This is a genomic window from Streptococcus sanguinis, assembly GCF_050220005.1.
In the GTDB taxonomy this organism is placed as follows: domain Bacteria; phylum Bacillota; class Bacilli; order Lactobacillales; family Streptococcaceae; genus Streptococcus; species Streptococcus sanguinis_Z.
In genome coordinates this window covers 1,608,939-1,632,618 of sequence record NZ_CP071413.1, presented here as the reverse complement: position 1 = coordinate 1,632,618, position 23,680 = coordinate 1,608,939, and the positions used below count along the sequence as shown (strand labels likewise).

22 protein-coding genes are annotated in these 23,680 nt (G+C 44.0%); 12 read left to right on the top strand and 10 right to left on the bottom strand.

Annotated elements, in window-relative coordinates; all coding sequences use genetic code 11:
- Positions 1-64: 64 nt before the first annotated feature.
- The 5 genes from J1C86_RS07930 to J1C86_RS07910 form a co-directional block, all read right to left on the bottom strand.
- The gene (locus J1C86_RS07930; protein WP_125405205.1) at positions 65-757 is read right to left on the bottom strand and encodes an alpha/beta hydrolase-fold protein; all 693 of its coding nucleotides are present in this window, start codon (positions 755-757) and stop codon (positions 65-67) included.
- Positions 738-1,766 carry an ABC transporter substrate-binding protein gene (locus J1C86_RS07925; protein ID WP_125405202.1) on the bottom strand — a complete coding sequence of 343 codons (1,029 nt, stop codon included), beginning with the start codon at positions 1,764-1,766 and terminating at the stop codon, positions 738-740. Before J1C86_RS07925 ends, J1C86_RS07930 begins: the two co-directional genes overlap by 20 nt.
- Before the next feature lie 55 nt (positions 1,767-1,821).
- Positions 1,822-2,577, bottom strand: a complete 756-nt coding sequence (locus tag J1C86_RS07920) for an ABC transporter ATP-binding protein (RefSeq protein WP_125405199.1) — start codon at positions 2,575-2,577, stop codon at positions 1,822-1,824.
- A gap of 1 nt (position 2,578) precedes the next feature.
- A complete protein-coding gene (locus J1C86_RS07915) occupies positions 2,579-3,625 on the bottom strand; it encodes a FecCD family ABC transporter permease (RefSeq protein WP_125405196.1) in 1,047 nt (348 codons plus the stop codon).
- Positions 3,626-4,049: 424 nt separating this feature from the next.
- Positions 4,050-5,132: a M24 family metallopeptidase gene (locus J1C86_RS07910; protein ID WP_125405193.1), complete on the bottom strand. Its 1,083-nt coding sequence runs from the start codon at positions 5,130-5,132 to the stop codon at positions 4,050-4,052.
- A 162-nt stretch (positions 5,133-5,294) separates the two neighbouring features.
- Here J1C86_RS07910 and ccpA point away from each other — a divergent pair, with 162 nt between their 5' ends.
- From ccpA to thrS, 6 genes are all read left to right on the top strand, one after another.
- Positions 5,295-6,299, top strand: coding sequence for a catabolite control protein A (ccpA, locus tag J1C86_RS07905; protein ID WP_002894913.1), 1,005 nt, complete (start codon positions 5,295-5,297; stop codon positions 6,297-6,299).
- A gap of 245 nt (positions 6,300-6,544) precedes the next feature.
- Positions 6,545-7,543, top strand: coding sequence for a glycosyltransferase family 4 protein (locus J1C86_RS07900; RefSeq protein ID WP_125408856.1), 999 nt, complete (start codon positions 6,545-6,547; stop codon positions 7,541-7,543).
- Between the two features lies 1 nt (position 7,544).
- Positions 7,545-8,867 carry a glycosyltransferase family 4 protein gene (locus J1C86_RS07895; RefSeq protein ID WP_125408855.1) on the top strand — a complete coding sequence of 441 codons (1,323 nt, stop codon included), beginning with the start codon at positions 7,545-7,547 and terminating at the stop codon, positions 8,865-8,867.
- 68 nt (positions 8,868-8,935) lie between these two features.
- On the top strand, positions 8,936-9,418 hold the full coding sequence (locus J1C86_RS07890) for a hypothetical protein (RefSeq protein WP_125408854.1): 483 nt from the start codon (positions 8,936-8,938) through the stop codon (positions 9,416-9,418).
- A 337-nt stretch (positions 9,419-9,755) separates the two neighbouring features.
- Positions 9,756-10,154 (top strand): hypothetical protein, encoded by a 399-nt coding sequence (locus J1C86_RS07885; protein ID WP_125405191.1) that lies wholly within the window; start codon positions 9,756-9,758, stop codon positions 10,152-10,154.
- Positions 10,155-10,185: 31 nt separating this feature from the next.
- Positions 10,186-12,129, top strand: coding sequence for a threonine--tRNA ligase (thrS, locus tag J1C86_RS07880; RefSeq protein WP_125405188.1), 1,944 nt, complete (start codon positions 10,186-10,188; stop codon positions 12,127-12,129).
- Between the two features lie 103 nt (positions 12,130-12,232).
- On the opposite strand, the gene J1C86_RS07875 is transcribed toward thrS, so the two are convergent.
- The 5 genes from J1C86_RS07875 to J1C86_RS07855 all read right to left on the bottom strand — a co-directional run bounded on the left by J1C86_RS07875 (position 12,233) and on the right by J1C86_RS07855 (position 15,691).
- On the bottom strand, positions 12,233-12,631 hold the full coding sequence (locus J1C86_RS07875) for a hypothetical protein (protein ID WP_125378111.1): 399 nt from the start codon (positions 12,629-12,631) through the stop codon (positions 12,233-12,235).
- A 108-nt stretch (positions 12,632-12,739) separates the two neighbouring features.
- Positions 12,740-13,399: an amino acid ABC transporter permease gene (locus J1C86_RS07870; protein ID WP_125405185.1), complete on the bottom strand. Its 660-nt coding sequence runs from the start codon at positions 13,397-13,399 to the stop codon at positions 12,740-12,742.
- 10 nt (positions 13,400-13,409) lie between these two features.
- Complete coding sequence (locus J1C86_RS07865; protein WP_002906090.1) at positions 13,410-14,090, bottom strand: amino acid ABC transporter permease; 681 nt, start codon at positions 14,088-14,090, stop codon at positions 13,410-13,412.
- Positions 14,091-14,102: 12 nt separating this feature from the next.
- Complete coding sequence (locus J1C86_RS07860) at positions 14,103-14,915, bottom strand: transporter substrate-binding domain-containing protein (protein ID WP_002906091.1); 813 nt, start codon at positions 14,913-14,915, stop codon at positions 14,103-14,105.
- 14 nt (positions 14,916-14,929) lie between these two features.
- Entirely contained in the window at positions 14,930-15,691 is a 762-nt protein-coding gene (locus J1C86_RS07855) for an amino acid ABC transporter ATP-binding protein (RefSeq protein WP_032913415.1), read from the bottom strand.
- Between the two features lie 340 nt (positions 15,692-16,031).
- On the opposite strand from J1C86_RS07855, the gene yycF reads away from it, so the two are divergent.
- From yycF to smc, 6 genes are all read left to right on the top strand, one after another.
- Positions 16,032-16,733: a response regulator YycF gene (yycF, locus tag J1C86_RS07850; RefSeq protein ID WP_002894937.1), complete on the top strand. Its 702-nt coding sequence runs from the start codon at positions 16,032-16,034 to the stop codon at positions 16,731-16,733.
- Positions 16,726-18,072 carry a cell wall metabolism sensor histidine kinase VicK gene (gene vicK / locus J1C86_RS07845; RefSeq protein ID WP_002894938.1) on the top strand — a complete coding sequence of 449 codons (1,347 nt, stop codon included), beginning with the start codon at positions 16,726-16,728 and terminating at the stop codon, positions 18,070-18,072. The genes yycF and vicK overlap by 8 nt, the downstream gene beginning before the upstream one ends.
- A 9-nt stretch (positions 18,073-18,081) precedes the next feature.
- Entirely contained in the window at positions 18,082-18,882 is an 801-nt protein-coding gene (locus tag J1C86_RS07840) for an MBL fold metallo-hydrolase (RefSeq protein ID WP_002894939.1), read from the top strand.
- Between the two features lie 91 nt (positions 18,883-18,973).
- Positions 18,974-19,333 carry a DUF454 family protein gene (locus J1C86_RS07835; RefSeq protein ID WP_125408853.1) on the top strand — a complete coding sequence of 120 codons (360 nt, stop codon included), beginning with the start codon at positions 18,974-18,976 and terminating at the stop codon, positions 19,331-19,333.
- 121 nt (positions 19,334-19,454) lie between these two features.
- Positions 19,455-20,153 carry a ribonuclease III gene (rnc, locus tag J1C86_RS07830; protein ID WP_002899941.1) on the top strand — a complete coding sequence of 233 codons (699 nt, stop codon included), beginning with the start codon at positions 19,455-19,457 and terminating at the stop codon, positions 20,151-20,153.
- Positions 20,144-23,680, top strand: coding sequence for a chromosome segregation protein SMC (gene smc / locus J1C86_RS07825; protein ID WP_125408852.1), 3,537 nt, complete (start codon positions 20,144-20,146; stop codon positions 23,678-23,680). Before rnc ends, smc begins: the two co-directional genes overlap by 10 nt.

Below are 23,680 nucleotides of genomic sequence, written 5' to 3'. Positions count from 1 at the left end.
TTGCTTGCATTAATAAACAAAAAATCCCTTTGTCAGCTACTGTAAGTGACAAAGGGGTTTTTCGTTAGTCAATATGCCATTGTGTGGCCAGCCAGTCGGCAAAGGCAGCATAGCGCTCTTTGAGGGCTTCATGATGTCCATAAGGATCAAAGACGGAGCAGGTGGTAAGGACTTCTTTCTGAATCAAGCGATGAATTTCTTCAGCATAAAAAGGAGCCTTGGAAAGTCGATTTGAGTGATTCGCGCCTTCTGTCTTTCCATTCTGCAAATAAACCAGACAGTCCTTGTTTTTCAACTCCTGTGTCCGACAATAGTCGGTGAAACCTGAGTACCAAAAGGAACCGCAGATAGAAAAGACACAGGAGATCTTGCATTCGTTATAGAGACTGTAAACAGCAGCTAGTCCACCGAGAGAGTAGCCACCATAGGCAATTCTCTTATCATCCAGTAGGTAGTGCTGTCTGATTTCGGCTAATATACCGTTGAAGAGCTTTTGGTGGTAGCTATCTGCTCTGCCGCCAAAATCAGGATTGCCAGGCTTTAGAGCATTGGCTTTCCAGGGTGTATAATCGTCCAGCCTGTTGTTCGATATCAGTCCGATCAAGATTACCGATGAAGAAAGCCTGCTCAGGTAGTTTATCTGTCCATCATTTAGCAAGACAGCAGGATAAGGTCTCGATCCGTCATAATCTTGGGGCAGAGCAATGTTGACAGTGATCCCATCCCAGACAAAGGTCTTATTTATTGATAAAGTCATTGATTTTCTCGAGTGAGTCGATTACAGCAGGACCATAATCCATGAACTCATCATAGGAGATGGTCATGATTTTCTGATTTTTGACCGCTGGGACATCTTCCAGAACTGGATTGGCTTTCATTAGATCAACTGCTTGCTCATCCATGGCCTTGTTGCGGTCGCTGGTTACATAGATGATGACTTCTGGATCCATAGAGACCAGATTTTCCAAGGTTAGGTCAGAGGTTCCGGTCGCTACATTGGTATAGCCGAGCTGGTTAAGCAGGCTCTCCTGCAGGGCAGATTTATAAGCACCGAAAGTCTCATCGTTGTAGGCACACATGATGAGCGCTTTTTTCTTTTCGCCTTGGCTAGTCTTATTGGCCTTCTTGACACTGTCAATTCTTGTCTGCAGCTGGTCAGCATACTGATTGGCCTTGTCTTGAACGTTAAAGATGGTTCCTATATTCTTGACATCTTCAACGATATTTCCTAGGTCTTGCTTTGTATTAGACAGGGAAGCCTTCTGTGTGTAGACAGGGATTTTGTTTTCATTCCAGGCACTGACTGTCCCCAGAGACTTCTCAGAAAACATCATGTTTCGGCCAAGAAGAGCGTCTGGCTCATAAGATAGCACAGTTTCCTGTGATACGGTTTTCTTGTCGCCGACTTGCGGAATGGTGGCAATATCAGCCTTGTATTTATCTGTGACATCGTTGTCTGGATTGAGCATACCGGCGATTTTGTCTTTCAATCCTAATTCAATCAAGATTTCAGTCGTCGAAAGGTTGTTGGTGATGACCTTTTCCGGTGCCTTTTCAAAGACCTGATCAATCTCCTTGCCTTCGGCATCGTAAGTTTTGATTGTCACTGGATATTTTGTCTCTGCTGTGCTCTTTTTCGCGCTTTCTGTTTTGGAGGAAGATTGCGAAGTTGAGCTTTCTTTCGTACTTTCCTTAGATGAAGAATTGCAGGCTGCCATTGTCAGTGCAGCAGTTGCGACGAGTAAGATACTGAGTGTTTTTTTCATATTGCCTTCCTTTCTTGGGCTTGGAGCTTGTATAGATAAAGCTGAGAGTAGACTCTTATAGATACTGAATCATGGCCTGTCGATCCTTGGTCCAGATCACTTTACTCTGAATACCGTAAACGGCTTGCAGTGAATCATGAGTGATGGCCTCCTTTGGAGCGCCTTGGTATGCAATCTCACCTCCCTTCATGAGGTACAAATAATCTGAATACTGACAAGCTAGTTGGATATCGTGTAAAACTGCTAAAACATTGATGTTCAGGTCTTTGACGATACGCAGCATATCCAGCTGGTATTTGATATCCAAATGATTGGTCGGCTCGTCTAGGAGCAGTAGGCTTGGCTGTTGAGCCAAAGCGCGTGCCAGCAGGACTCTTTGCTTCTCACCACCAGACAGGGATAAATAGGTTCGCTCTCCCTTGTCTAGCATATCTACCTGACTCAAGGCATGACGGACAAGGGCATAGTCTTTTTCGCTCTCTTTTTGAAAAAAGGATAGATGCGGCGTCCTGCCCAGCATGACGATTTCTTGGACAGTGCAGTCAAACTGAAGATGGTTAAACTGAGTTACAACGGCTATTTTCTGGGCTGCTTTTTTTATGCTGACCTGTTCAAGTGGCCTTCCGTTTAGATAAATGTCCCCGCTGTCAGGTTTGATTTGGCGGTAGATGGTTTTGAGCAGACTAGTTTTGCCGCTTCCGTTGGGTCCTAAAATGGTGTGAAACTGATTTCCCTCGACCGTGAGTGAAATCCCTCTTAAGATTTCTTTTTGGCCGACAGCATAGTGGATATTTTGGCAAGTTAGATCCATATCAGCTGCTTACCTCCTTTCGGCTTTTGGCTACAATGTAGATAAAGAAGGGTGCGCCAACCAAAGCGGTAAAGATCCCAATCGGCAGCTCGGCATTTTTGACCAAAATTCGAGCTAAAACATCTGCCCAGACAAGAAAGAGAGAGCCGAGCAGGGTAGCGATAGGAAAGAGCCTTTTGTAGTTGGTACCGACTAATCTTCGAGCAATGTGCGGAGTGATTAGTCCGACGAAGCCGATAATGCCACAGCAGGCAACCAGTACCGCTGTCATGACTGCGACAACTGTGATATAAAGGAACCAGTAAAAACGCAGAGGGACTCCCAGCGTCAGAGCTGCTTCGTCCCCCATCATCATAGTATTGAAAATACGATACTGGGAACAGAAAAACAAAAAGGAGAGACTAACAACAAGAGCTGGCAAGGCAAGATCTGACCAAGAAGTTCCGGCCAGTGAACCCATAGTCCAGAACTTGATTGTCATAAGGCTGTCAGCATTGGCACCGACGGAAATGATAAAGTTGGAAAAGGCGATAAAAAGGGCATTTACAACCGTTCCTGATAAAATCAGACTGCTTGTCGTCATTTTTCCCTGCATGGATGCGATAAAAAGGACCACTGCCGATGCCAGAATGGCTCCTATAAAGGCACCTGTGCCAGTAATGGATTTGAGCCCTAAGATAATGCTCAGTGTGGCTCCGAAGGTTGCACCCGCTGAAATTCCCAAGATATAAGGCTCTGCAATAGGATTATTGACAGTAGATTGCATGACGCTGCCACAGACAGAAAGGCCAGCACCAGCTAGGATTCCCAAAAGCACTCTTGGAACCCGCATGTTCCAAACAATAGCGATTGTAGACGGCGATAGTTTGCTTGTACCAAGGGAAAAGCCGAGCTTGCTGAAAATAATCTGGTAAGTATCCTGTATATCAATAGTGACCGATCCCAAAGATACAGCTAAAAAGAGGGAGAAAGCCAGAAAAATGATGAGAAGCAAGATTAGGCAGAGATAGCGAGAAAATCCGTGATTTTCTGACCTTTTGAAGAGCATCCAGACCTCCTTAACAGCAAAGATTAGAATTTTTAGATAATTTCATAAAAAATTATAACATTTTTAAATCAGAAGGGCAAGAAGGGATAAAAACCTCTGATATGATAAGCTTTAATGACGCTTTATCTTTTCAGTGATGAAATTATCTTGCTAGTGTAAGAACTAGATAGTGAGGAGCCATTGAGTTCTTCGGAATGTCTCGAGAGACGACTTCATTGGAAGAAAAGCTGGTGCCCCTTAATGACTTATTATAAATACCAGGAAACAAGAAAAAACGACAGAAACTTTTCTATCGTTTTTTGAAATTATAAACGCTTAAGGACTAAGACAGCTATAACAATGTTCAACAATGGTAGCTCAAAGAACCAGAAGGTCTTTGCTAAGTCCAATAATCATTCAAAATATAATATAGACTTATAAAATTCTATTCAAAATACAGCAAGTCTTTGCTAGTCTCAGTGAAGAGTTCAAAACCATTCTTAGTGACATGGCCGCAGTCCTCGATGCGGACACCGACCTTGCCAGGGATGTAGATACCAGGCTCAACAGAGAAGCACATGCCTTCTTCGATGACCATGTCGTTGCCTTCCATAATGGATGGAAATTCGTGAACATCCATACCGATACCATGGCCGAGTCGGTGATTGAAATACTCACCGTAGCCAGCTTTTTCGATGACCTGCCGTGCTGCGCGGTCTACTTCATGAGCTGTGACGCCTGGCTTGATAAAGTCAAGAGCAGCTTGTTGGGCTTCTAATGTCAGATGGTAGATATCTTTTTTGAACTGATCCGGCTGGCCGACAGCAACGGTCCTTGTCATATCGCTGGCATAGCCATTGACCATGCAGCCAAGGTCAAAGAGCAGGAGGGCGTTATTTTCGACTTTATTTGCTCCGGGAATGCCGTGCGGGTTAGCTGCATTATTTCCCGTCAGCACCATAGTTTCAAAGCTCATCTCATAACCTTCGCGCTTGATGGCAAAGTCAATCTGAGCGATGATATCTGTTTCGGTATTGTCCAGTGAAATATTGTCAAAACCGATATTAACAGCCTTGTCAGCATATTGGCCAGCTACTAGCATTTTCTGGATTTCATCGGCAGACTTAATCAGGCGCAAGCGGTTGACGTAAGGAGTCAGGTTGGCAAATTCTGCAGATTCAAAGACAGTTTTCAATCCATGATATTTGGTCAAAATCAAGTTGTCAAACTCAAGAGCGACAGTCTTGAAGGAGTGATCCGGCAGGGCTGCTTTAATCTTCTGCCAAGGATTTTCCGAGTCTATATAGCCAAGGACTGAAAAGGGAACAGCTCCTGAAGCGCGCTCAACCTCTAGAGCAGGAACGAAGAGCAGGGGCTCATGGTCAGGATAGACAAACAAAAACATCTGCCGCTCATGCGGATCGCTGTAGAAACCAGTCAGATAATTGATAGTGACTGGATCAGACAGAACAGCGGCATCTAGCTTCTCATTCTCGAGATAGTGGGTGATTTGTTGGATTTTTGTCATGGTCACAACCTTCTTTCTATGCCTCTATTTTGGCAAAAAATGTCAAAAAAAGCAAGACTTTTCAAAAACTTATCAAAATACTTGAAAGTGTTTACAAGAAGTGATAAAATGGTGAATGTAGGAAAGTGAAAACGATATTTTCAATAGAAGAAAGGAAACTATATGAACACAGACGACACAGTAACCATTTATGATGTCGCCCGTGAAGCGGGAGTTTCGATGGCGACAGTCAGTCGGGTAGTGAATGGAAACAAGAACGTCAAAGAAAACACACGTAAAAAAGTTTTAGAGGTCATTGATCGTCTTGACTATCGTCCAAATGCAGTAGCACGTGGACTAGCCAGCAAGAAGACTACAACCGTCGGCGTTGTCATTCCAAATATTACCAATAGCTATTTCTCAACTCTGGCAAAAGGGATTGATGATATTGCTGAAATGTATAAATACAATATTGTCTTGGCTAACAGTGATGAGGACGATGATAAGGAAGTATCCGTTGTCAATACTCTCTTTTCTAAACAGGTGGATGGCATTATTTTCATGGGCTATCATCTGACAGAGAAAATTCGCTCAGAGTTTTCACGTTCGCGTACACCGGTCGTTTTGGCGGGTACTGTCGATGTGGAGCATCAGCTTCCGAGCGTCAATATTGACTACAAGCAAGCAACGGTTGATGCTGTAGAATTACTGGCTAAGCGCAATAAGAAAATTGCCTTTGTCAGCGGACCGCTCGTAGATGATATCAACGGGAAAATCCGTCTATCAGGCTATAAAGATGGCTTGAAGAACAAGAAACTTTCATACAGCGAAGGCTTGGTTTTTGAATCAAAATATTCTTATGATGATGGCTACCACTTGGCAGAGCGTGTCATTGCTTCCAAAGCAACTGCAGCTTTTGTCACAGGAGATGAGTTGGCAGCAGGCCTCTTAAATGGTCTGTCTGATCAAGGAATCAAGGTTCCAGAAGATTTTGAAATCATTACCAGTGATGATTCGCAAGTAGCTCGTTTCACTCGTCCTAACCTTTCCACAATCGGTCAGCCCCTCTATGACATCGGTGCTATCAGTATGCGCATGCTGACTAAGATTATGCATAAGGAAGAATTGGAAGAACGCGAAGTTCTCCTAGCTCACAGCATTAGCGAGCGTAAATCAACTCGGAAATAAGCGGTGAGATAGAAGCTTGATTATCAAGTCTTCTGAGCTTGAAAAGCGACAAAGGAGACCAAGCAAATTACTGCTTTAAGAGAGTTTCATGATTATGAAGCGAGGCTGAGGTGTAGTACCTCAGCTTTTTTGTGTTTCCGTTCAGTTAGAGCAGTTTTCTAAGCCTATCAGGCTTTGGATGGATTTTTTACCCCATTTGCCCTTGTGGTTTTCCTTTTTATTTTATTTTAGGTATAATAGGAAGTATGAAAGTATTACTGTATCTTGAAGGAAAGTCCGTTTTGGAGAAATCAGGAATCGGCCGAGCCCTCCAGCACCAGATGCACGCCTTGGATTTGGCTGGGATTCCTTATACGACGGACGTTTTAGGAGATTATGATGTGGTCCACATCAATACCTATGGTCCCCGTAGCTTGCTTCTTCTGCATGCTGCCAAGAGGGGCAATAAAAAAGTGATTATGCATGGGCATTCGACCAAGGAGGACTTTGAAAATTCCTTTATTGGATCCAATCTCTTTGCTCCGCTTTTTGGTAAATATCTGACTCACATGTATAAAAAGGCGGATTTCATTATCACGCCATCGGAGTATTCCAAGCAGCTTATCCAGTCTTATGGGGTCACTACGCCTATGGTGGCTGTGTCAAACGGTATTGACCTGCCTAAGTATAAGAAAGATGCTCGCAAGGAAGAAGTTTTTAAAAAGTATTTTAAGATTGAAGAAGGACAGAAGGTGGTCGTCTGTGCTGGACTTTATTTCCGCCGCAAGGGGATTGAGGATTTTGTAGAGGTTGCCCGCAGGATGCCAGATGTGCGTTTCATTTGGCTGGGCTCTATCAATCTCTGGTTGATTCCGCGCAAGATCCGCCGTCTGGTCCTCTTTGACCACCCTGATAATGTCGAATTCCCTGGCTATTTTAAGGGAGCGGTTTTCCAGGGAGCCATGTCAGGAGCAGATGCTTTCTTTTTCCCGTCCTATGAGGAAACTGAAGGAATTGTTGTCCTGGAGGCCTTGGCCAGTGAGCAGAATGTTGTGCTACGCGATATTCCAGTTTATCATGGCTGGGTGGATGACCGTTCAGCCGAGCTCTGTCATAACGTAGACGAGTTTGTCCAGTCTCTGAGAAATATCTTAGATAAAAAGGTGGACAAGCGCGAAGCAGGCTATCAGGTAGCTAAAAGCCGGTCTATTGACGATGTTGCAGATCAGTTAGTCAAGGCTTATCAAACAGTTTTGGAGATGTAAGATGCGTATTGGTCTTTTTACAGATACCTATTTTCCTCAGGTCTCTGGGGTTGCTACCAGTATTCGGACTTTGAAGACGGAGCTGGAAAAATTAGGTCACACGGTATTTATTTTTACGACGACGGACAAGGATGTCAATCGCTATGAGGATTGGCAGATTATTCGAATTCCCAGCGTACCTTTCTTTGCCTTTAAGGACCGAAGAGTGGCTTACCGAGGCTTTTCTCACGCCTTAGAAATTGCCCGTCAGTACCAGCTAGATATTATCCATACCCAGACTGAGTTTTCACTAGGGCTACTGGGGATTTGGATCGCCAAAGAGCTGCGGATTCCGGTAGTACATACCTATCATACCCAATATGAAGATTATGTGCACTATATTGCCAAGGGGATGGTCATCCGTCCTAGTATGGTCAAGTACATCGTCCGCGGTTTTATGAGTGACTTGGATGGGGTTATCTGCCCTAGCGAAATTGTCTATGACCTTTTGGTTAATTATAAAATCGAAGCAGAAAAACGGGTGATTCCGACAGGGATTGAGCTAGCGAAGTTTGAGCGTCCAGAAATTTCGCGTGAGGATATCAAGAAGCTCCGTTTCAAGCTAGGACTGGCTGAAGACGAGATTATGCTGCTCAGTCTGTCCCGTATTTCTTATGAAAAGAATATCCAGGCTATCGTTGAGGCGATGCCTGCCGTCCTTGAAGAAAATGACAAAGTCAAGTTGGTCATTGTCGGCGACGGTCCCTATGCGGAAGACTTGAAAGAACTGGTTGCCAAGCTTCAGATTGAAGAAGCTGTCATCTTTACGGGGATGATTGCTCCCAGTGATACGGCCCTTTACTATAAAGCTGCGGATTTCTTTATCTCTGCCTCAACCAGTGAGACCCAAGGTCTGACCTACTTAGAAAGCTTAGCCAGCGGCACACCGATTATTGCCCATGGCAATCCTTATCTGGATAATGTTATCAGTGACAAGATTTTTGGGACCCTTTATTACCAAGAGCGGGATTTATCAGGTGCTATTTTAGAGGCGATTATTGCAACACCTGACATGGATGAGCAGAAGCTAGCAAACAAGCTCTACGAGATTTCAGCGGAGAACTTTGGCCGCAGAGTCTATGAGTTTTATCTGGATTTGACTATTTCCAAGGACTTCCATAACGAGCTCAGCCCAGAGGAAAGTGCTGCCAAGCGACTGGCCAAGACAGTGGCCTATCTGCCTGGAAAAGTCATTTCTCTTCCAATCAATGGCTCCGTTCGTATCCTCAAAGCTTCGAGTAAGCAAGTGAAAAAAATCAGGAATATTACTAAATTATTAGAATAGAAACATGCCTTGCATCATTGTGGCAATAGCTATTTATGCAAGGTTTTTAGAAATAGAGGAGAAATCTTATGAAAAAATATCTCAAACAGTTGCCTTGGTTGCTCTTGTTCTATGGCATTTTCATTGCTTCAGATTGGATTTGGCAAGAGCTTTGGAGATATCTTATAGAAAATACAGAAAGTGTAGAAAGTGTTTTGAACTGGCTTTCAAACTTTAATATTTTGTATTATCTTTTACTGCTGCCCTTGGTTGGCGCGGTGATTGTTTATATAAATACTCGGATGCAAGGTTTTTCACTGCCCTTTCTTCTTTTGATTCCAGGGGTTCATTATTATTACCTATTCAAAAACTTTTTTGACGGACTTTTTTACTCAGGAGATAAGATTTATAATCCAATCACTTCCACGCTTTACAATGCTAGGGATATTCATGTCTTGTTATTTCTTTCTTTGGGAGGAATGCTGTTGGCAGAGCAACACCGTAAAAAACGTCAAGCTGCGACTTTGAGTCAAGAGGCTCTAAATCGTTTTTCTGGTTTTGATGGTCAATAGCTCTTGCAAATTTTTCCAATCGTGCTATAATGTTTTCTAGAGACATATCACCTGCAGGAAATCTTGTAGAGAGCGCGTGGAGCTGGAAATCGCGTAGAGGATGCAGTTGAGACTACTCTATCAGCTTTTATGCAAACATAAAACGGTGGCTACGTTAGAGCCGATTCGAGGTGTAAGTCTTTTGACTTGCATAAATGAAGGTGGAACCACGTTGCGACGTCCTTTTACGGATGTCGTTTTTTGTTTTCATTTTTCTTTTGTTGCTTTTTGAGTGGCGAGAGATGGCTTTTCCTTTGCTACAATATTATAAAAAATAAAATGAATAAAGGAGATCTGTATGGTATTCAAATTCGAAGAAATTAAGGCTTATTTAATGAAACATGGCTTAGATTCTAGCATAGCTGAGTCGCTGCATGCAGTCTATGGAACTCAGCGTTTGGGAGGCACTGCAAATGCCTACTTTTTAATTGTTTTTACTGAGACAGGAATCTACATCATTTCTATTACCCCTATGGGGAAATTAGGAGATATTGTGGGAGAATTTTCAGTCGAAGATATCCAAGCATATCAATTTAAGAAGCGCTTGTTCATGGGATATAAACTTAAGTTTTCGATGAATGATAAACAGAGTTTTGAATTTAATGTTAATAAGGTAATGATTGGTGCTGGCTGGCATAAAACTGAGCTACAAGAAATCCTAGAAATCAACTATTACAATAAAAGAATAGATTCTTAAAATATTTGGATGATAGATAAGGAGAAAACACATGATTAAGATTACTTTCCCAGATGGCGCTGTTCGTGAATTCGAATTTGGCGCTACAACTTTTGAAATTGCTCAATCTATCAGCAATTCCCTAGCTAAAAAAGCTTTGGCTGGTAAATTCAACGGCAAACTGATTGATACGACTCGTGCCATTACTGAAGATGGTGCTATTGAAATCGTGACACCTGACCACGAAGATGCTTTAGATATCTTGCGTCACTCTGCAGCCCACTTGTTTGCGCAAGCAGCTCGCCGTCTTTTCCCAGATATTCACTTGGGCGTTGGTCCTGCCATTCAGGATGGTTTCTACTACGATACGGACAATGAAGCAGGGCAAATTTCAAATGAAGACCTGCCTCGTATCGAAGAAGAAATGAAGAAAATCGTCAAAGAAAACTTCCCGTCCATCCGTGAGGAAGTGACCAAGGATGAGGCCCGTGAAATTTTCAAAAACGATCCTTACAAGTTGGAATTGATTGAAGAGCACTCAGAAGATGAGGGCGGTTTGACCATCTACCGTCAGGGTGAATATGTGGATCTCTGCCGTGGGCCTCACGTTCCATCTACAGGTCGGATTCAAATCTTCCATCTCTTGAACGTGGCTGGAGCATACTGGCGCGGGAACAGCGACAATGCTATGATGCAGCGGGTCTATGGTACTGCTTGGTTTGACAAGAAAGACCTGAAGAAATATCTGCAAATGCGGGAGGAAGCTAAAGAACGCGACCACCGTAAGTTAGGGAAAGAGCTGGATCTCTTCATGATTTCTCAAGAAGTGGGTCAAGGTTTGCCATTCTGGCTGCCAAATGGTGCGACTGTCCGTCGCGAGTTGGAGCGTTACATCGTTGATAAAGAGTTGGCTTCCGGCTACCAACACGTCTACACTCCGCCTTTGGCTTCTGTGGAGCTTTATAAGACTTCTGGCCACTGGGAGCACTACCAAGAAGATATGTTCCCAACCATGGATATGGGTGATGGAGAAGAGTTTGTTCTGCGTCCCATGAACTGCCCTCACCACATCCAAGTCTACAAACACCATGTTCACTCTTACCGTGAGCTGCCAATCCGTATTGCTGAGATTGGCATGATGCACCGCTATGAGAAATCTGGTGCTTTGACTGGTCTTCAACGTGTACGTGAAATGTCCTTGAATGATGGCCACTTGTTTGTAACGCCAGAACAGATTCAAGAAGAATTCCAGCGTGCGCTGCAGTTGATTATCGACGTTTATGCCGACTTCAACTTGACAGAATATCGTTTCCGTCTGTCTCTTCGTGATCCTCAGGATACGCATAAGTATTTTGATAACGATGAGATGTGGGAAAATGCCCAAACCATGCTGCGAGCAGCCTTGGACGAAATGGGTGTGGACTACTTTGAGGCAGAAGGAGAAGCAGCCTTCTACGGTCCCAAACTCGATATCCAGGTCAAAACAGCCCTAGGGAATGAAGAAACTCTGTCAACTATCCAGCTGGACTTCCTCTTGCCAGAGCGTTTTGACCTCAAGTATGTCGGAGCTGACGGTGAAGAGCATCGCCCAGTTATGATTCACCGTGGAGTTATCTCAACCATGGAGCGCTTCACAGCCATCTTGATTGAAAATTACAAGGGTGCCTTCCCGACCTGGCTGGCTCCGCATCAAGTGACTTTGATTCCTGTTTCTAACGAAGCCCATATTGACTATGCTTGGCAAGTGGCTAAAAAGCTGCGCGACAAGGGTGTACGTGCTGATGTGGATGAGCGCAATGAAAAGATGCAGTACAAGATTCGTGCTTCACAAACTAGCAAGATTCCTTATCAGCTCATCGTTGGTGACAAGGAAGTAGAAGACGGTACTGTTAATGTCCGCCGCTACGGTCAAAAAGAAACACATACAATACCAGTAGACGAATTTGTAGAGCAAATCTTAGCAGACATTGCCAGCAAATCCCGCGTTGAAAAGTAGAACTCATTAGAAAACAATAAAACCCGAGCAATTAGCTCGGGTTTTATTGTTTTCTATCTGTAGGTAGAAACTTCTTTAACTAATTATGTTAGCAAGTTCAATCTTAATTCAAGTATTTATCCACATAATCATCAAAATCAGGATACTCATTTCGGTTCATGGCATAGAGCATTTCCCCATAGAGAGGGTCGCTAGACGGGTCATCAGGTTCTAGAAGAGTAGCTATTTTCATATCATCATCTGGGAAAAGGATGGTGTAGTGATAGGTATCGCTGACAGTGATACTGTAATATTTGGTGTTATCTTGATAGCCTGACTTATCTATCTTATAGTGAAATTCTTTATCACCTAGCTTGCCGGTCTTGTCATTGAAGACAATGTCAATGTCCTCGCCGTTTGCTTTCTGAGCCTTCCATTTTCCCTGGAAGCTAGTGTGCTGACCGCAGGCGCTGAGAAAGATTAGTGTTAAGAAAGTGATGAAAAGCCATGTTAGTTTTTTCATATCGTTCTCCTTGTCTATCCTTTGATATTATTCTACCACAAATGTTAAAAATAAAAAAGTTGAGTTGGTAAACTCAACTTTTGCACAGTAGGTCTGTATCTGAGCTACTTATTCTGCAGCTTGAGCCCAGCGTTGGGATAGCTTGCGCGAGAAGCTGGAAATGGCGAAGTTAATCAGGAAATAGATGGCAGCTACTAGTAGGTAGAGCGCGAAGACCTGTTCAGCTTCAAAATAGCGTCCCATCAGAATTTGAGCAGAACCAAAGAGTTCTTGGAGCGCAATAACAGAATAGAGCAGGCTGGTATCCTTAATCACTGTGACAAACTGAGAAATGATGGCTGGCAGCATTTTCCGAATAGCTTGAGGTAGGATGATAAAACGCAAAATCTGAAACTGAGTAAATCCTTGAGATAAGCCAGCTTCAGTCTGACCTGGGTCAATGGCATTGAGACCGCCCCGGATAATTTCTGCCAAAGCAGCAGAAGTAAAAACAGTGAAGCTGATGATACCGGCTGGCGTTGATTTAATCTGAAAGACTAAAAAGATAGTGAAAATCCAGAGCAGATTGGGTACATTACGGACAAATTCGATATAAATGCTGGCAATCAGCTTGAGCAGTTTATTTTTTCCATTTCGCATGACGGCTAGAATAGTTCCAAAAATCGTGGATAGGACAATGGAAATGAAAGAAATTTGTAGTGTCAGCCAGAGCCCCTTAAGGATAAAGAGGAGGTTGGTTGTGGTTAAGACTTTTAAAATATTTTCCATAGAGACCTCCTTAGATGCTGTAAGCTTGTTTATTGGCTTCCTCTACCTTACGTCCCCAGCTGGCGATTGGGAAGCAAAGGAGGAAGTAGAGCAGAGCTGCTCCAGCAAAGGCTGGGATGTAGTTGGAGTTCAGAGCAGACCAGGACTTGGTCACGAACATCAGATCCATACCAGAGATAATAGCGACAGTAGAAGTGTTTTTTATCAGATTGACGACCTGATTGATTAACGGTGGCAGGATAATCCGAAAAGCTTGGGGCAGGATGATGTATCGCATGGTTTCTACATAGGTAAAGCCCTGAGATAGTGCAGCTTCAGTCTGTCCGCGAGGAATGGACTGGATACCTGAGCGGATGACTTCGGCGATGTAAGCACCGTGATACAGTCCTACACAGAGAACCGCAGTCCAATAGATTGAGGGCATGATGGTGTAATTGCTGACTAGCGGAAGACCGTAAAAGACAATTACAAATTGCACTAAGAGTGGTGTGTTCTGATAAAACTCAACAAAAACACGAGCTAGACCACGTAGAACTTTATGCTTACCTGTGCTGATAGCTCCAAAGAAAATCCCTAGTAGAAGAGCCAAGGTCAGGGCACCGATAGAAATAGCTAAGGTAAAGAGGAATCCTTGGAAAAACTTGCCAAAGTCCGCAAAGTAGGCCTGCCAAGAAGAAATACTAAAACTCATAGGGTCTCCTTTCTAATCATCTGTTGAAGCAGATGGTTTTAAATTATATTTGTCATAAAGTTTCTGCAGACTGCCGTCTTCCTTCCATTTAGAAATTAGGCTATCTACATAGTCATTCAATTGAGTATTGGATTTTTTTGTTACTACACCATAATCGGCTTTTTTGAAGCTGTAATCCAGAATGTTTGACTTGGAGCTTACATAGCCAGTCAGGATAGACTTGTCAACAGAAATGGCATCAATACGGTGAGCTCGCAAGGAAACAGCAAGTTCAGGGTAAGAGCCTAACTCCACATATTTGAAGTTGAGTTTTTTCTCTTGGGCGATTTCTTCCAGTAAGGTTTGAGTAATAGAGCCCTGGACGACGCCGATAGTCTTATTATTCAAGTCCTTAACGTCTGTAATTTTGCTGGATTTATTAACTAGAAAACCAGAAGCATCAGTGTAGTAAGGGGTTGTGAAATTATAGATTTCCTTACGCTCATCTGTGATGGTAAAGGTCGCAATGACCATGTCAACTTGTCCGTTGTCCAGAAGTGGTCCGCGGGTTTGTGCAGTAACTGGGACGTAGTTGATTTTGACGCCTAGTTCCTTAGCAATCTTCTTTGCAATATCGATTTCTAAGCCGCTGTAAGTATTGCTATCAGGATTGAGGTAACCAAAGTTAGGTACATCCTGCTTGACACCGACATTGAGGACTCCGCGTTTCTGGATGGCCTTGACCTGTTGGCTGGTACTGGAATCGGCTTGTGCGGGAGCGGCATTGATTAAGCCAAGAGTCAGAAGGAGTAAGAGTAGGATAATGAGTATTTTTTGTAGTTTCATAGGTCTTCTCCTTTTTAAGAAAGCACATTATCACTCTCATGGTTGATAATTTTACTGAGAAACTGCTTAGCACGAGGTTCGGTAGGATTGTCAAAGAAAGCATCAACATCAGTAGTATCTACTAGCACCTCGCCGTCTGCCATGAAGATAATGCGGTCAGCTACCTCACGGGCAAATCCCATCTCGTGTGTGACCACAATCATATTCATGCCGTCTTTGGCTAGTTTTTGCATAACAGCCAGAACATCCCCGATTGTCTCAGGGTCAAGGGCAGAAGTCGGTTCATCAAAGAGCAGGAGCTCAGGATGCATGGCTAAACCGCGGGCAATGGCAATCCTTTGCTTTTGTCCACCGGATAACATGCCTGGGTAAGAGTCTTTCTTGTCCCACATGTTGACAAATTCTAGATATTTTTGAGCGATTTTGTTAGCTTCTTGTTTATCCATTCCTAGAACTTTAATAGGCGCCAAGGTAACATTTTCTAACACCGTTTTGTGGGGGTAAAGATTAAAATGTTGAAAGACCATTCCGACTTCTTTGCGTAAGTTGACCAAATCTTTGGCAGCAGTGTTCGTGACCTCGTGGCCATTGACAATTAAGCTTCCCTGGTCAATGTCTTCTAAAGCGTTGATTGTACGGATAAGAGTAGATTTTCCTGAGCCGGATGGTCCCAGCAGTACAACTACTTGCCCTTTTTCAAAACTGAGATTGATATTGCGCAGAGCATGGTAGTCTCCGTAATACTTTTCGACATTTTTAAATTCAACTAAAGCCATATCTTTCTCCTTTGTGTTAGATAATATGACATAGATTTTACCATAGAATAAATAAACTGTCAAATTGAATAAAAATGAGTATTTCCATTTAGGAAAAAAATTTTTTAGATGAGAATTGTCCATTTTCTACAAATGTGGAATAAAAATGGCTTGAATTAGTGTTTTTTAAGAAAACTTTGGTATAATAAGACTAGATAAATAAATAAAATTGGATTGGGAGTCTAGCTAGGCAAACTAGATTGCCTTTTGCACGTGTTGATGCAGGACGACTTAGCTGACTATGTCACAACTTTTCTATCATGGAGTTGATTCAATCCCAATCTTATGTTAAGGTGAACATATGAAGAAAATATTAGTTGTAGATGATGAGAAGCCAATCTCAGATATTATTAAGTTTAATATGGCCAAGGAAGGCTATGAGGTTTTGACTGCTTTTGATGGTAAGGAAGCCTTGGAAATGTTTGAAGCAGAACAGCCAGATATCTTGATTTTGGACTTGATGCTGCCAGAAGTGGATGGATTGGAAGTGGCTCGGACTATTCGTAAGACCAGCAATGTTCCGATTATTGTATTGTCTGCTAAGGACAGTGAGTTTGACAAGGTTATCGGCCTTGAAATCGGTGCAGATGACTATGTGACTAAGCCTTTCTCAAATCGTGAGCTGCAGGCGCGTGTCAAGGCACTTCTTCGTCGGGCAGACCTTGTTGTGGAAAATCAAGTAGAAGAAAGTGGCCCGAACGAGTTGACCATTGGAGAACTGCAGATTTTGCCAGATGCTTTTGTTGCTAAGAAGCATGGCAAGGAGCTGGAGCTGACCCACCGTGAGTTTGAACTGCTTCACCATTTGGCGACACATATCGGTCAAGTGATGACACGTGAGCACTTGCTGGAAACAGTATGGGGCTATGACTATTTTGGCGATGTCCGTACAGTGGATGTGACCATTCGCCGCCTGCGTGAAAAGATTGAAGATACGCCAAGCCGACCTGAGTATATCTTGACTCGCCGCGGAGTTGGCTATTATATGAGAAATAATGATTGAAGCAATTAAACAATTTGTGATTTCTGCGGATTTTGTCTTTGCAATCATTATTATCGGCTTCATTGTAGTTGTGGCCTTGCTTTTATTGGAAAATCGCCGTGATAACCAAAAGCTTGTACAGCTTAATCAAAAGGTTAAAGATTTGATTGCAGGGGACTATTCTGAAGTGCTGGATATGCAGGGAAGTCCAGAAATCACAGATATGACCAACAGTATCAATGATCTTTCAGAGGTCATTCGACTGACACATGAAAACCTTGAGCAAGAAACAAAACGCCTTTCCAGTATCCTGTCCTATATGACAGATGGCGTGCTTGCGACCAACCGCCGGGGACAGATTATCACTATCAACGATATGGCAACTAAGCAGTTGGGAGTTAAGAGAGATGAGGTCCAAAATATGAGTATTTTGGATCTGCTTTCGATTTCAGACGAGTATGATTTGAGGGACCTGATTACCAATGTTCCTGAGCTGACGATAGATTCTCAGGATGAAAATGGTGAGTACTTGAGCTTGCGGGTTCGCTTTGCCTTGGTAAGGCGGGAGTCGGGCTTCATTTCTGGTTTGGTAGCTGTCTTGCATGATACGACCGAGCAGGACAAGGAAGAGCGGGAGCGTCGCCTCTTTGTCTCCAACGTCAGCCATGAGTTGCGGACTCCGCTGACCAGTGTTAAGTCCTATCTGGAAGCCCTGGATGAGGGAGCCTTGTCTGAGCCAGTAGCACCGGACTTTGTCAAGGTATCGCTCAATGAAACCAACCGCATGATGCGGATGGTGACGGACTTGCTCAGCTTGTCACGCATTGACAATGAGACCAGTCATCTAGAAGTGGAGCTGACGAATTTCACGGCTTTTATTACCTTTATCCTCAATCGCTTTGACAAGATAAAAAACCAAGACGAGACTAAGAAATATGAGATTATCCGTGATTATCCGATAACACCGATCTGGGTGGAGATTGATACAGATAAGCTGACCCAGGTCATTGATAATATCATGAACAATGCCATCAAGTATTCACCAGATGGTGGAACCATTACTGTTTCCATCAAGACAACGGATGAGCAGTTGATTCTCTCGATTGCAGATGAAGGTCTGGGGATTCCCAAGCAGGACCTGCCTAAGATTTTTGACCGCTTTTATCGAGTGGACAAGGCACGCAGTCGCGCACAGGGCGGAACAGGTCTGGGGCTGGCTATTGCCAAGGAAATTATCAAGCAGCATCAGGGCTTTATCTGGGCTAAGAGTGAGTATGGTGTGGGCTCGACCTTTACCATTGTCTTGCCTTATGAGAATGATGGTGTCCGGGATGACGACTGGGATAATGAAGATATATAGAAAGTAAACATGACTAAAGGATTTCAATACAGTATTCTGGCGTCAGGATCAAGCGGTAATTGTTTCTATCTGGAAACAGACCAAAAGCGGATTCTGGTTGACGCTGGCTTATCAGGCAAGAAAATTACTAGTTTGTTGGGCGAAATTGGCCGCAAGCCTGAGGATTTGGATGCTATTTTAGTGACTCATGAGCACAAGGATCACATTCATGGTGTTGGTGTATTGGCCCGCAAGTATCATCTGGATATTTATGCTAATGAGGCCACTTGGAAGGCTATGGAAAAGGACTTGGGCAAGCTGGATGCGAGTCAAAAGCATATCTTTGAATTGGGAAAGACCAAGACCTTTGGAGACTTGGATGTGGAGAGCTTTGGTGTCAGTCATGACGCAGTCTGTCCACAATTTTACCGTTTTATGAAGGATGACAAGAGTTTTGTCATGCTGACGGATACGGGCTATGTCAGTGACCGGATGGCTGGGATTATCGAAAATGCCGACGGGTACCTGATTGAGAGCAACCATGATATTGAAATTCTTCGCAGCGGCGCCTATCCTTGGAGTCTCAAGCAGAGGATTCTTTCGGATATGGGTCACCTGTCTAATGAAGACGGAGCGGAGACTATGATTCGGACTCTGGGCAATCGTACCAAGCGGATCTATCTGGGCCATCTCAGTAAGGAAAATAATATCAAAGAATTGGCCCACATGACCATGGTCAATCAACTGGCTCAAGCCGATATGGCAGTCGGTCACGACTTCCAAGTCTATGATACCTCGCCTGATACCGCGACACCTTTGACGAGTATTTAAAAATCAAAGCAAAAGGTTTGGTTTTATTGCTCTAGTGCGGTATCCATTATATATTTAAAAAGTAACGGTTTTATTTTGCAAAGGAGCTTGTATGCGGCCAATTTACTTTGTGGTAGGTCTCTTATCTTTAGGGTTAGGTGTTTTGGGAATTTTTCTTCCTCTCCTGCCGACGACACCATTTCTTCTCTTGTCCATCGCCTGCTTTTCGCGCAGTTCCAAGCGTTTTGAGAATTGGCTCTATCATACAAAGATGTATCAGACCTATGTGGCAGATTTTCGAGAGACAGGAACGATCGCCAAGGAGCGTAAGAAAAAGATTATTATTTCCATCTATATCTTGATGGGGATTTCCATTTTCCTGGCGCCTATTATTTGGGTTAAGATTGGTCTGTTAGGTCTGACCGTTTTTATCACCTATTATTTGTTTAAAGTAATTCCGGATAAGGAATAGAAATCACTGTCAGCAGGTGCGTTTGCGCCTGTTTTTTGTTATAATAGAGACTGTATATCTTTGGAAAGGAAAAGGTATCATGCTGCTTATCTGACTGAAGCCAGCATGATATAAAATAGTAATGGAAAATTTGAAAAAAGCATTGCTGGAGCAGTTTGACTTGGTTTTCTCTGATGAGACCTTGTTGGAAACGGCTTTTACCCATACGAGCTATGCCAATGAGCACCGCCTCTTAAAAATTTCACACAATGAACGCTTGGAATTTTTAGGAGACGCTGTTCTGCAACTGATTATTTCGGAGTATCTGTATACCAAGTATCCTAAGAGGCCAGAGGGAGACCTGTCTAAGCTGCGTTCCATGATTGTTCGGGAGGAGAGCTTGGCAGGCTTTGCCCGAGATTGTCAGTTTGATCAGTTTATCAAGCTGGGACGCGGAGAGGAGAAGTCTGGCGGCCGGAATCGTGATACGATTTTAGGTGATTTGTTCGAGGCCTTTTTAGGTGCCTTGCTCTTAGATAAGGGTGTGGAAGCAGTCAAAAGTTTTCTCTATCAAGTCATGATTCCCAAGGTTGAAGCGGGAGATTTTGAGCGGGTGACGGACTATAAGACCAAGCTGCAGGAGCTGCTGCAGATTAATGGTGATGTGGAAATTACCTATCAGGTCGTCTCCGAGACAGGACCGGCTCATGCCAAAAATTTCGAGGTGGCTGTTCTCATCAATGGCCGCAAGTCCGGTCAAGGCCAGGGGCGTTCTAAAAAGCTGGCCGAGCAGGAAGCTGCTAAAAACGCATTTGAAAAGGAAAGTTCTTCATGTTTTTAAAGGAAATTGAAATTCAGGGCTTCAAGTCATTTGCTGATAAGACTAAAGTTGTCTTTGATCAGGGAGTGACAGCGGTTGTTGGGCCAAACGGTTCCGGCAAGTCCAATATTACGGAGAGCCTGCGCTGGGCCTTGGGAGAGTCCAGTGTGAAAAGTCTGCGGGGCGGCAAGATGCCCGATGTGATTTTTGCGGGAACAGAAACCCGCAAGCCACTCAATTACGCATCCGTGGTAGTGGTTCTGGACAACAGTGACCAATTTATCAAGGATGCTGCCAATGAGATTCGGGTGGAGCGTCACATTTACCGCAGCGGTGACAGTGAGTATAAGATTGATGGCAAAAAAGTCCGTCTGCGCGATGTCCATGATCTTTTCATGGATACTGGGCTGGGACGAGATTCCTTCTCCATTATTTCCCAAGGGAAGGTCGAGGAAATCTTCAACAGCAAGCCGGAGGAACGCCGGGCAATTTTTGAAGAAGCTGCTGGAGTGCTTAAGTATAAGACACGTCGTAAGGAAACGGAAAGCAAGCTTAGTCAAACTCAGGATAATCTGGATCGACTGGAAGACATTATCTACGAGCTGGAGAGCCAGGTCAAGCCCTTGGAGAAGCAGGCTGAAACTACTAAGCGCTTCTTGAGTCTGGATGGCCAGCGCCGAGAGCTTTACTTGGATGTTTTGGTCGCTCAGCTGAAAGCTAATAAGGAAAGGCTGACTCAGGCTGAAGAAGATTTAACGAATATCCAGCAGGAGCTGGCAGCTTACTATAGCAAACGCGATGAGCTGGAAGTTGAAAACCAAACCTTGAAGGCCAAGCGCCATGAGCTCAATCAAACTTTGTCTGATGATCAAGCTAGTTTGCTGGAATTGACTCGCTTAATCAGTGATTTGGAGCGTCAGATTGACCTTTCTAAGTTGGAGTCCAGTCAGGCAGCGACGAGCCGTCGGGAAAATGAAGAACGTTTGGCTACTTTGTCAGAAAAACTGGCTCAGATAGAAAGCAACATAGAAGACAAGCAGGCTGAATTGAGCCAAATAGCTGCCCAACTGAGTGACAATGAGGAGTCTATCGCTGCTTTGGAAGCAGAATTAGCAGACTTTTCAGATGATCCGGACCAGCTGATTGAACATCTTCGTGAGCAGTATGTCAAGCTCATGCAGGAAGAAGCAAATCTTTCTAATGACTTGACTTCTCTGGAGAGCCAGCTGGCTAGCGAGCTTAAATTGGCTGAGAGCAAGAAGGCAGACTATGCTAAACTGCAAGCAGATTTGGAAGCTAGCCAGACTCAGGAGCAGGCTGGTTTGGAGGAGTTGGAAATTGCTCGCCAAGCCCTCAAGGGCCTACTGGCTGACTATCAAAGTCAGATCCAGTTAGTAGAGAAGCTAGAGGCTGACTATAAGCATCAGCAGACTAAGATGTTTGAGCTTTTGGACGACCTCAAAAACAAGCAGGCACGTTCAAATAGCTTGGAAGCCATTCTCAAAAATCACAGCAATTTCTATGCTGGGGTTAAGAGTGTGCTGCAGGAGGCTGGCCGTCTGGGGGGCATTGTAGGAGCAGTCAGCGAAAAACTCAGCTTTGACCCCCACTATCAGACTGCGCTGGAAATTGCGTTGGGAGCCAGCAGTCAGAATATCATCGTGGAAGATGAGGCGGCTGCGACTCGGGCTATCGAATTTCTGAAGAAAAATCGGGCTGGCCGGGCAACCTTCCTGCCTTTAACAACCATCAAGCCGCGTCAGCTGCCTGACCATAACCGTGCTACGATTGAAAAGAGTGCTGGTTTTCTGGGACTGGCTTCTTCCTTGGTCAGCTATGAGTCATCGTTAGACAGCATTTTTCAAAATCTGCTGGGAACGACTGCTATTTTTGACACAGTGGAGCATGCCCGAGCGGCAGCTCGTCAAGTACGCTATCAGGTTCGCATGGTGACTCTGGATGGAACAGAGCTTCGGACTGGCGGTTCTTATGCTGGTGGTGCCAACCGCAATAACAATACTATCTTTATCAAGCCAGAGCTAGATGCTTTGCTAGAGGAGATTAAGCAGAAAAATGTCAGCTTGAAAGAGCAGGAAGAAGCAGTGCAAATTCTGCAAAACCAGCTAAGTCAGGCTAAGCAGGTATTGGAACAAATCAAGACAGATGGTGAGCAAGCTCGCTTAGCTGAGCAAAAGGCTAATCTAGCCTATGAACAGTTGGCCAAGCGTGTAGAAGAACTCACAAGTCTGAAAAATCTACAGGAGCAAGAGTTGGCTGGTCAATCTGCTTTGGATATTTCAGAAGAGAAAGACCGACTGCGGACCCGCTTGACCGAAATTGAGCAAGAAAAAGCAGACATCACTGCAGAAATAGAGCAGGTTAAGTCGAACAAAGATGCAGTTCAGGCTCGTTTTGACAAGCTTTCCTCTCGTCTAGCTGAACTCAAGCTCCAGCGTACAGAGCTGACCTCCAACCAACGCTTTGAAAAAAATGACTTGGAACGTCTGTCCGAGGAAAAAGCCAGCCTTGAAAAAGAGCAGGCGACCTTGGAGCTTTTGATGGAGCAAAAGGAGCAGTCCAGCCTGCAGAAGGTGGATATTACGGTCCTAGAAGGGCAATTAGAGACCGCCAAGCAAGAAAAGACTGAGCTGGATCAAAGACTGATTCGTCTAAAATTTGAGCTTGAAGATTTAGAAGGTCAGTCTGACGATATTGCCAGTCGTTTGGAGCAAGCCCGTCATCAAAATGAAGAATTGATTCGTCGGCAGGCCAAGGCAGAGGCAGAAAAGGATAAGCTCATGGATGTCATGCGCCGTCTGGCAAGCAATCTGACAGATGACTATCAGATGAGCTTCGAAGAAGCAAGCAGCCAAGCTCGTCCTTTAGAAAGTTTGCCTGCTGCTGAAAGCCAGGTGAAGGATTTGGAAAAAGCCATTCGAGCTTTAGGTCCAGTCAATCTGGAAGCAGTTGAGCAGTTTGAAGAAGTCAGCAATCGTTTGAACTTCCTCAATGAGCAACGAGACGACGTTCTATCAGCCAAAAATCTGCTATTAGAGACGATTGAAGAGATGAATGACGAAGTCAAGGAACGCTTTAAATCAACCTTTGAAGCTATTCGTGAAAGCTTCAAGGTGACTTTCCGTCAGATGTTTGGTGGTGGTTCAGCAGACTTGATATTGACGGAGGGAGACTTGCTGACTGCAGGTGTAGAAATCTCCGTTCAGCCACCGGGCAAGAAGATACAATCGCTCAATCTGATGAGCGGTGGCGAGAAGGCCTTGTCAGCTTTGGCTCTGCTCTTCTCTATTATCCGTGTTAAGACCATTCCTTTTGTCATCTTGGATGAGGTAGAAGCAGCGCTGGACGAGGCTAATGTTAAACGCTTTGGGGATTATCTCAATCGATTTGACAAGGACAGCCAGTTCATCGTGGTCACTCACCGTAAGGGAACCATGTCAGCTGCAGACTCTATTTACGGAGTTACCATGCAGGAGTCTGGGGTTTCCAAGATTGTCTCGGTCAAGTTAAAAGATTTAGAAAGTATGTAA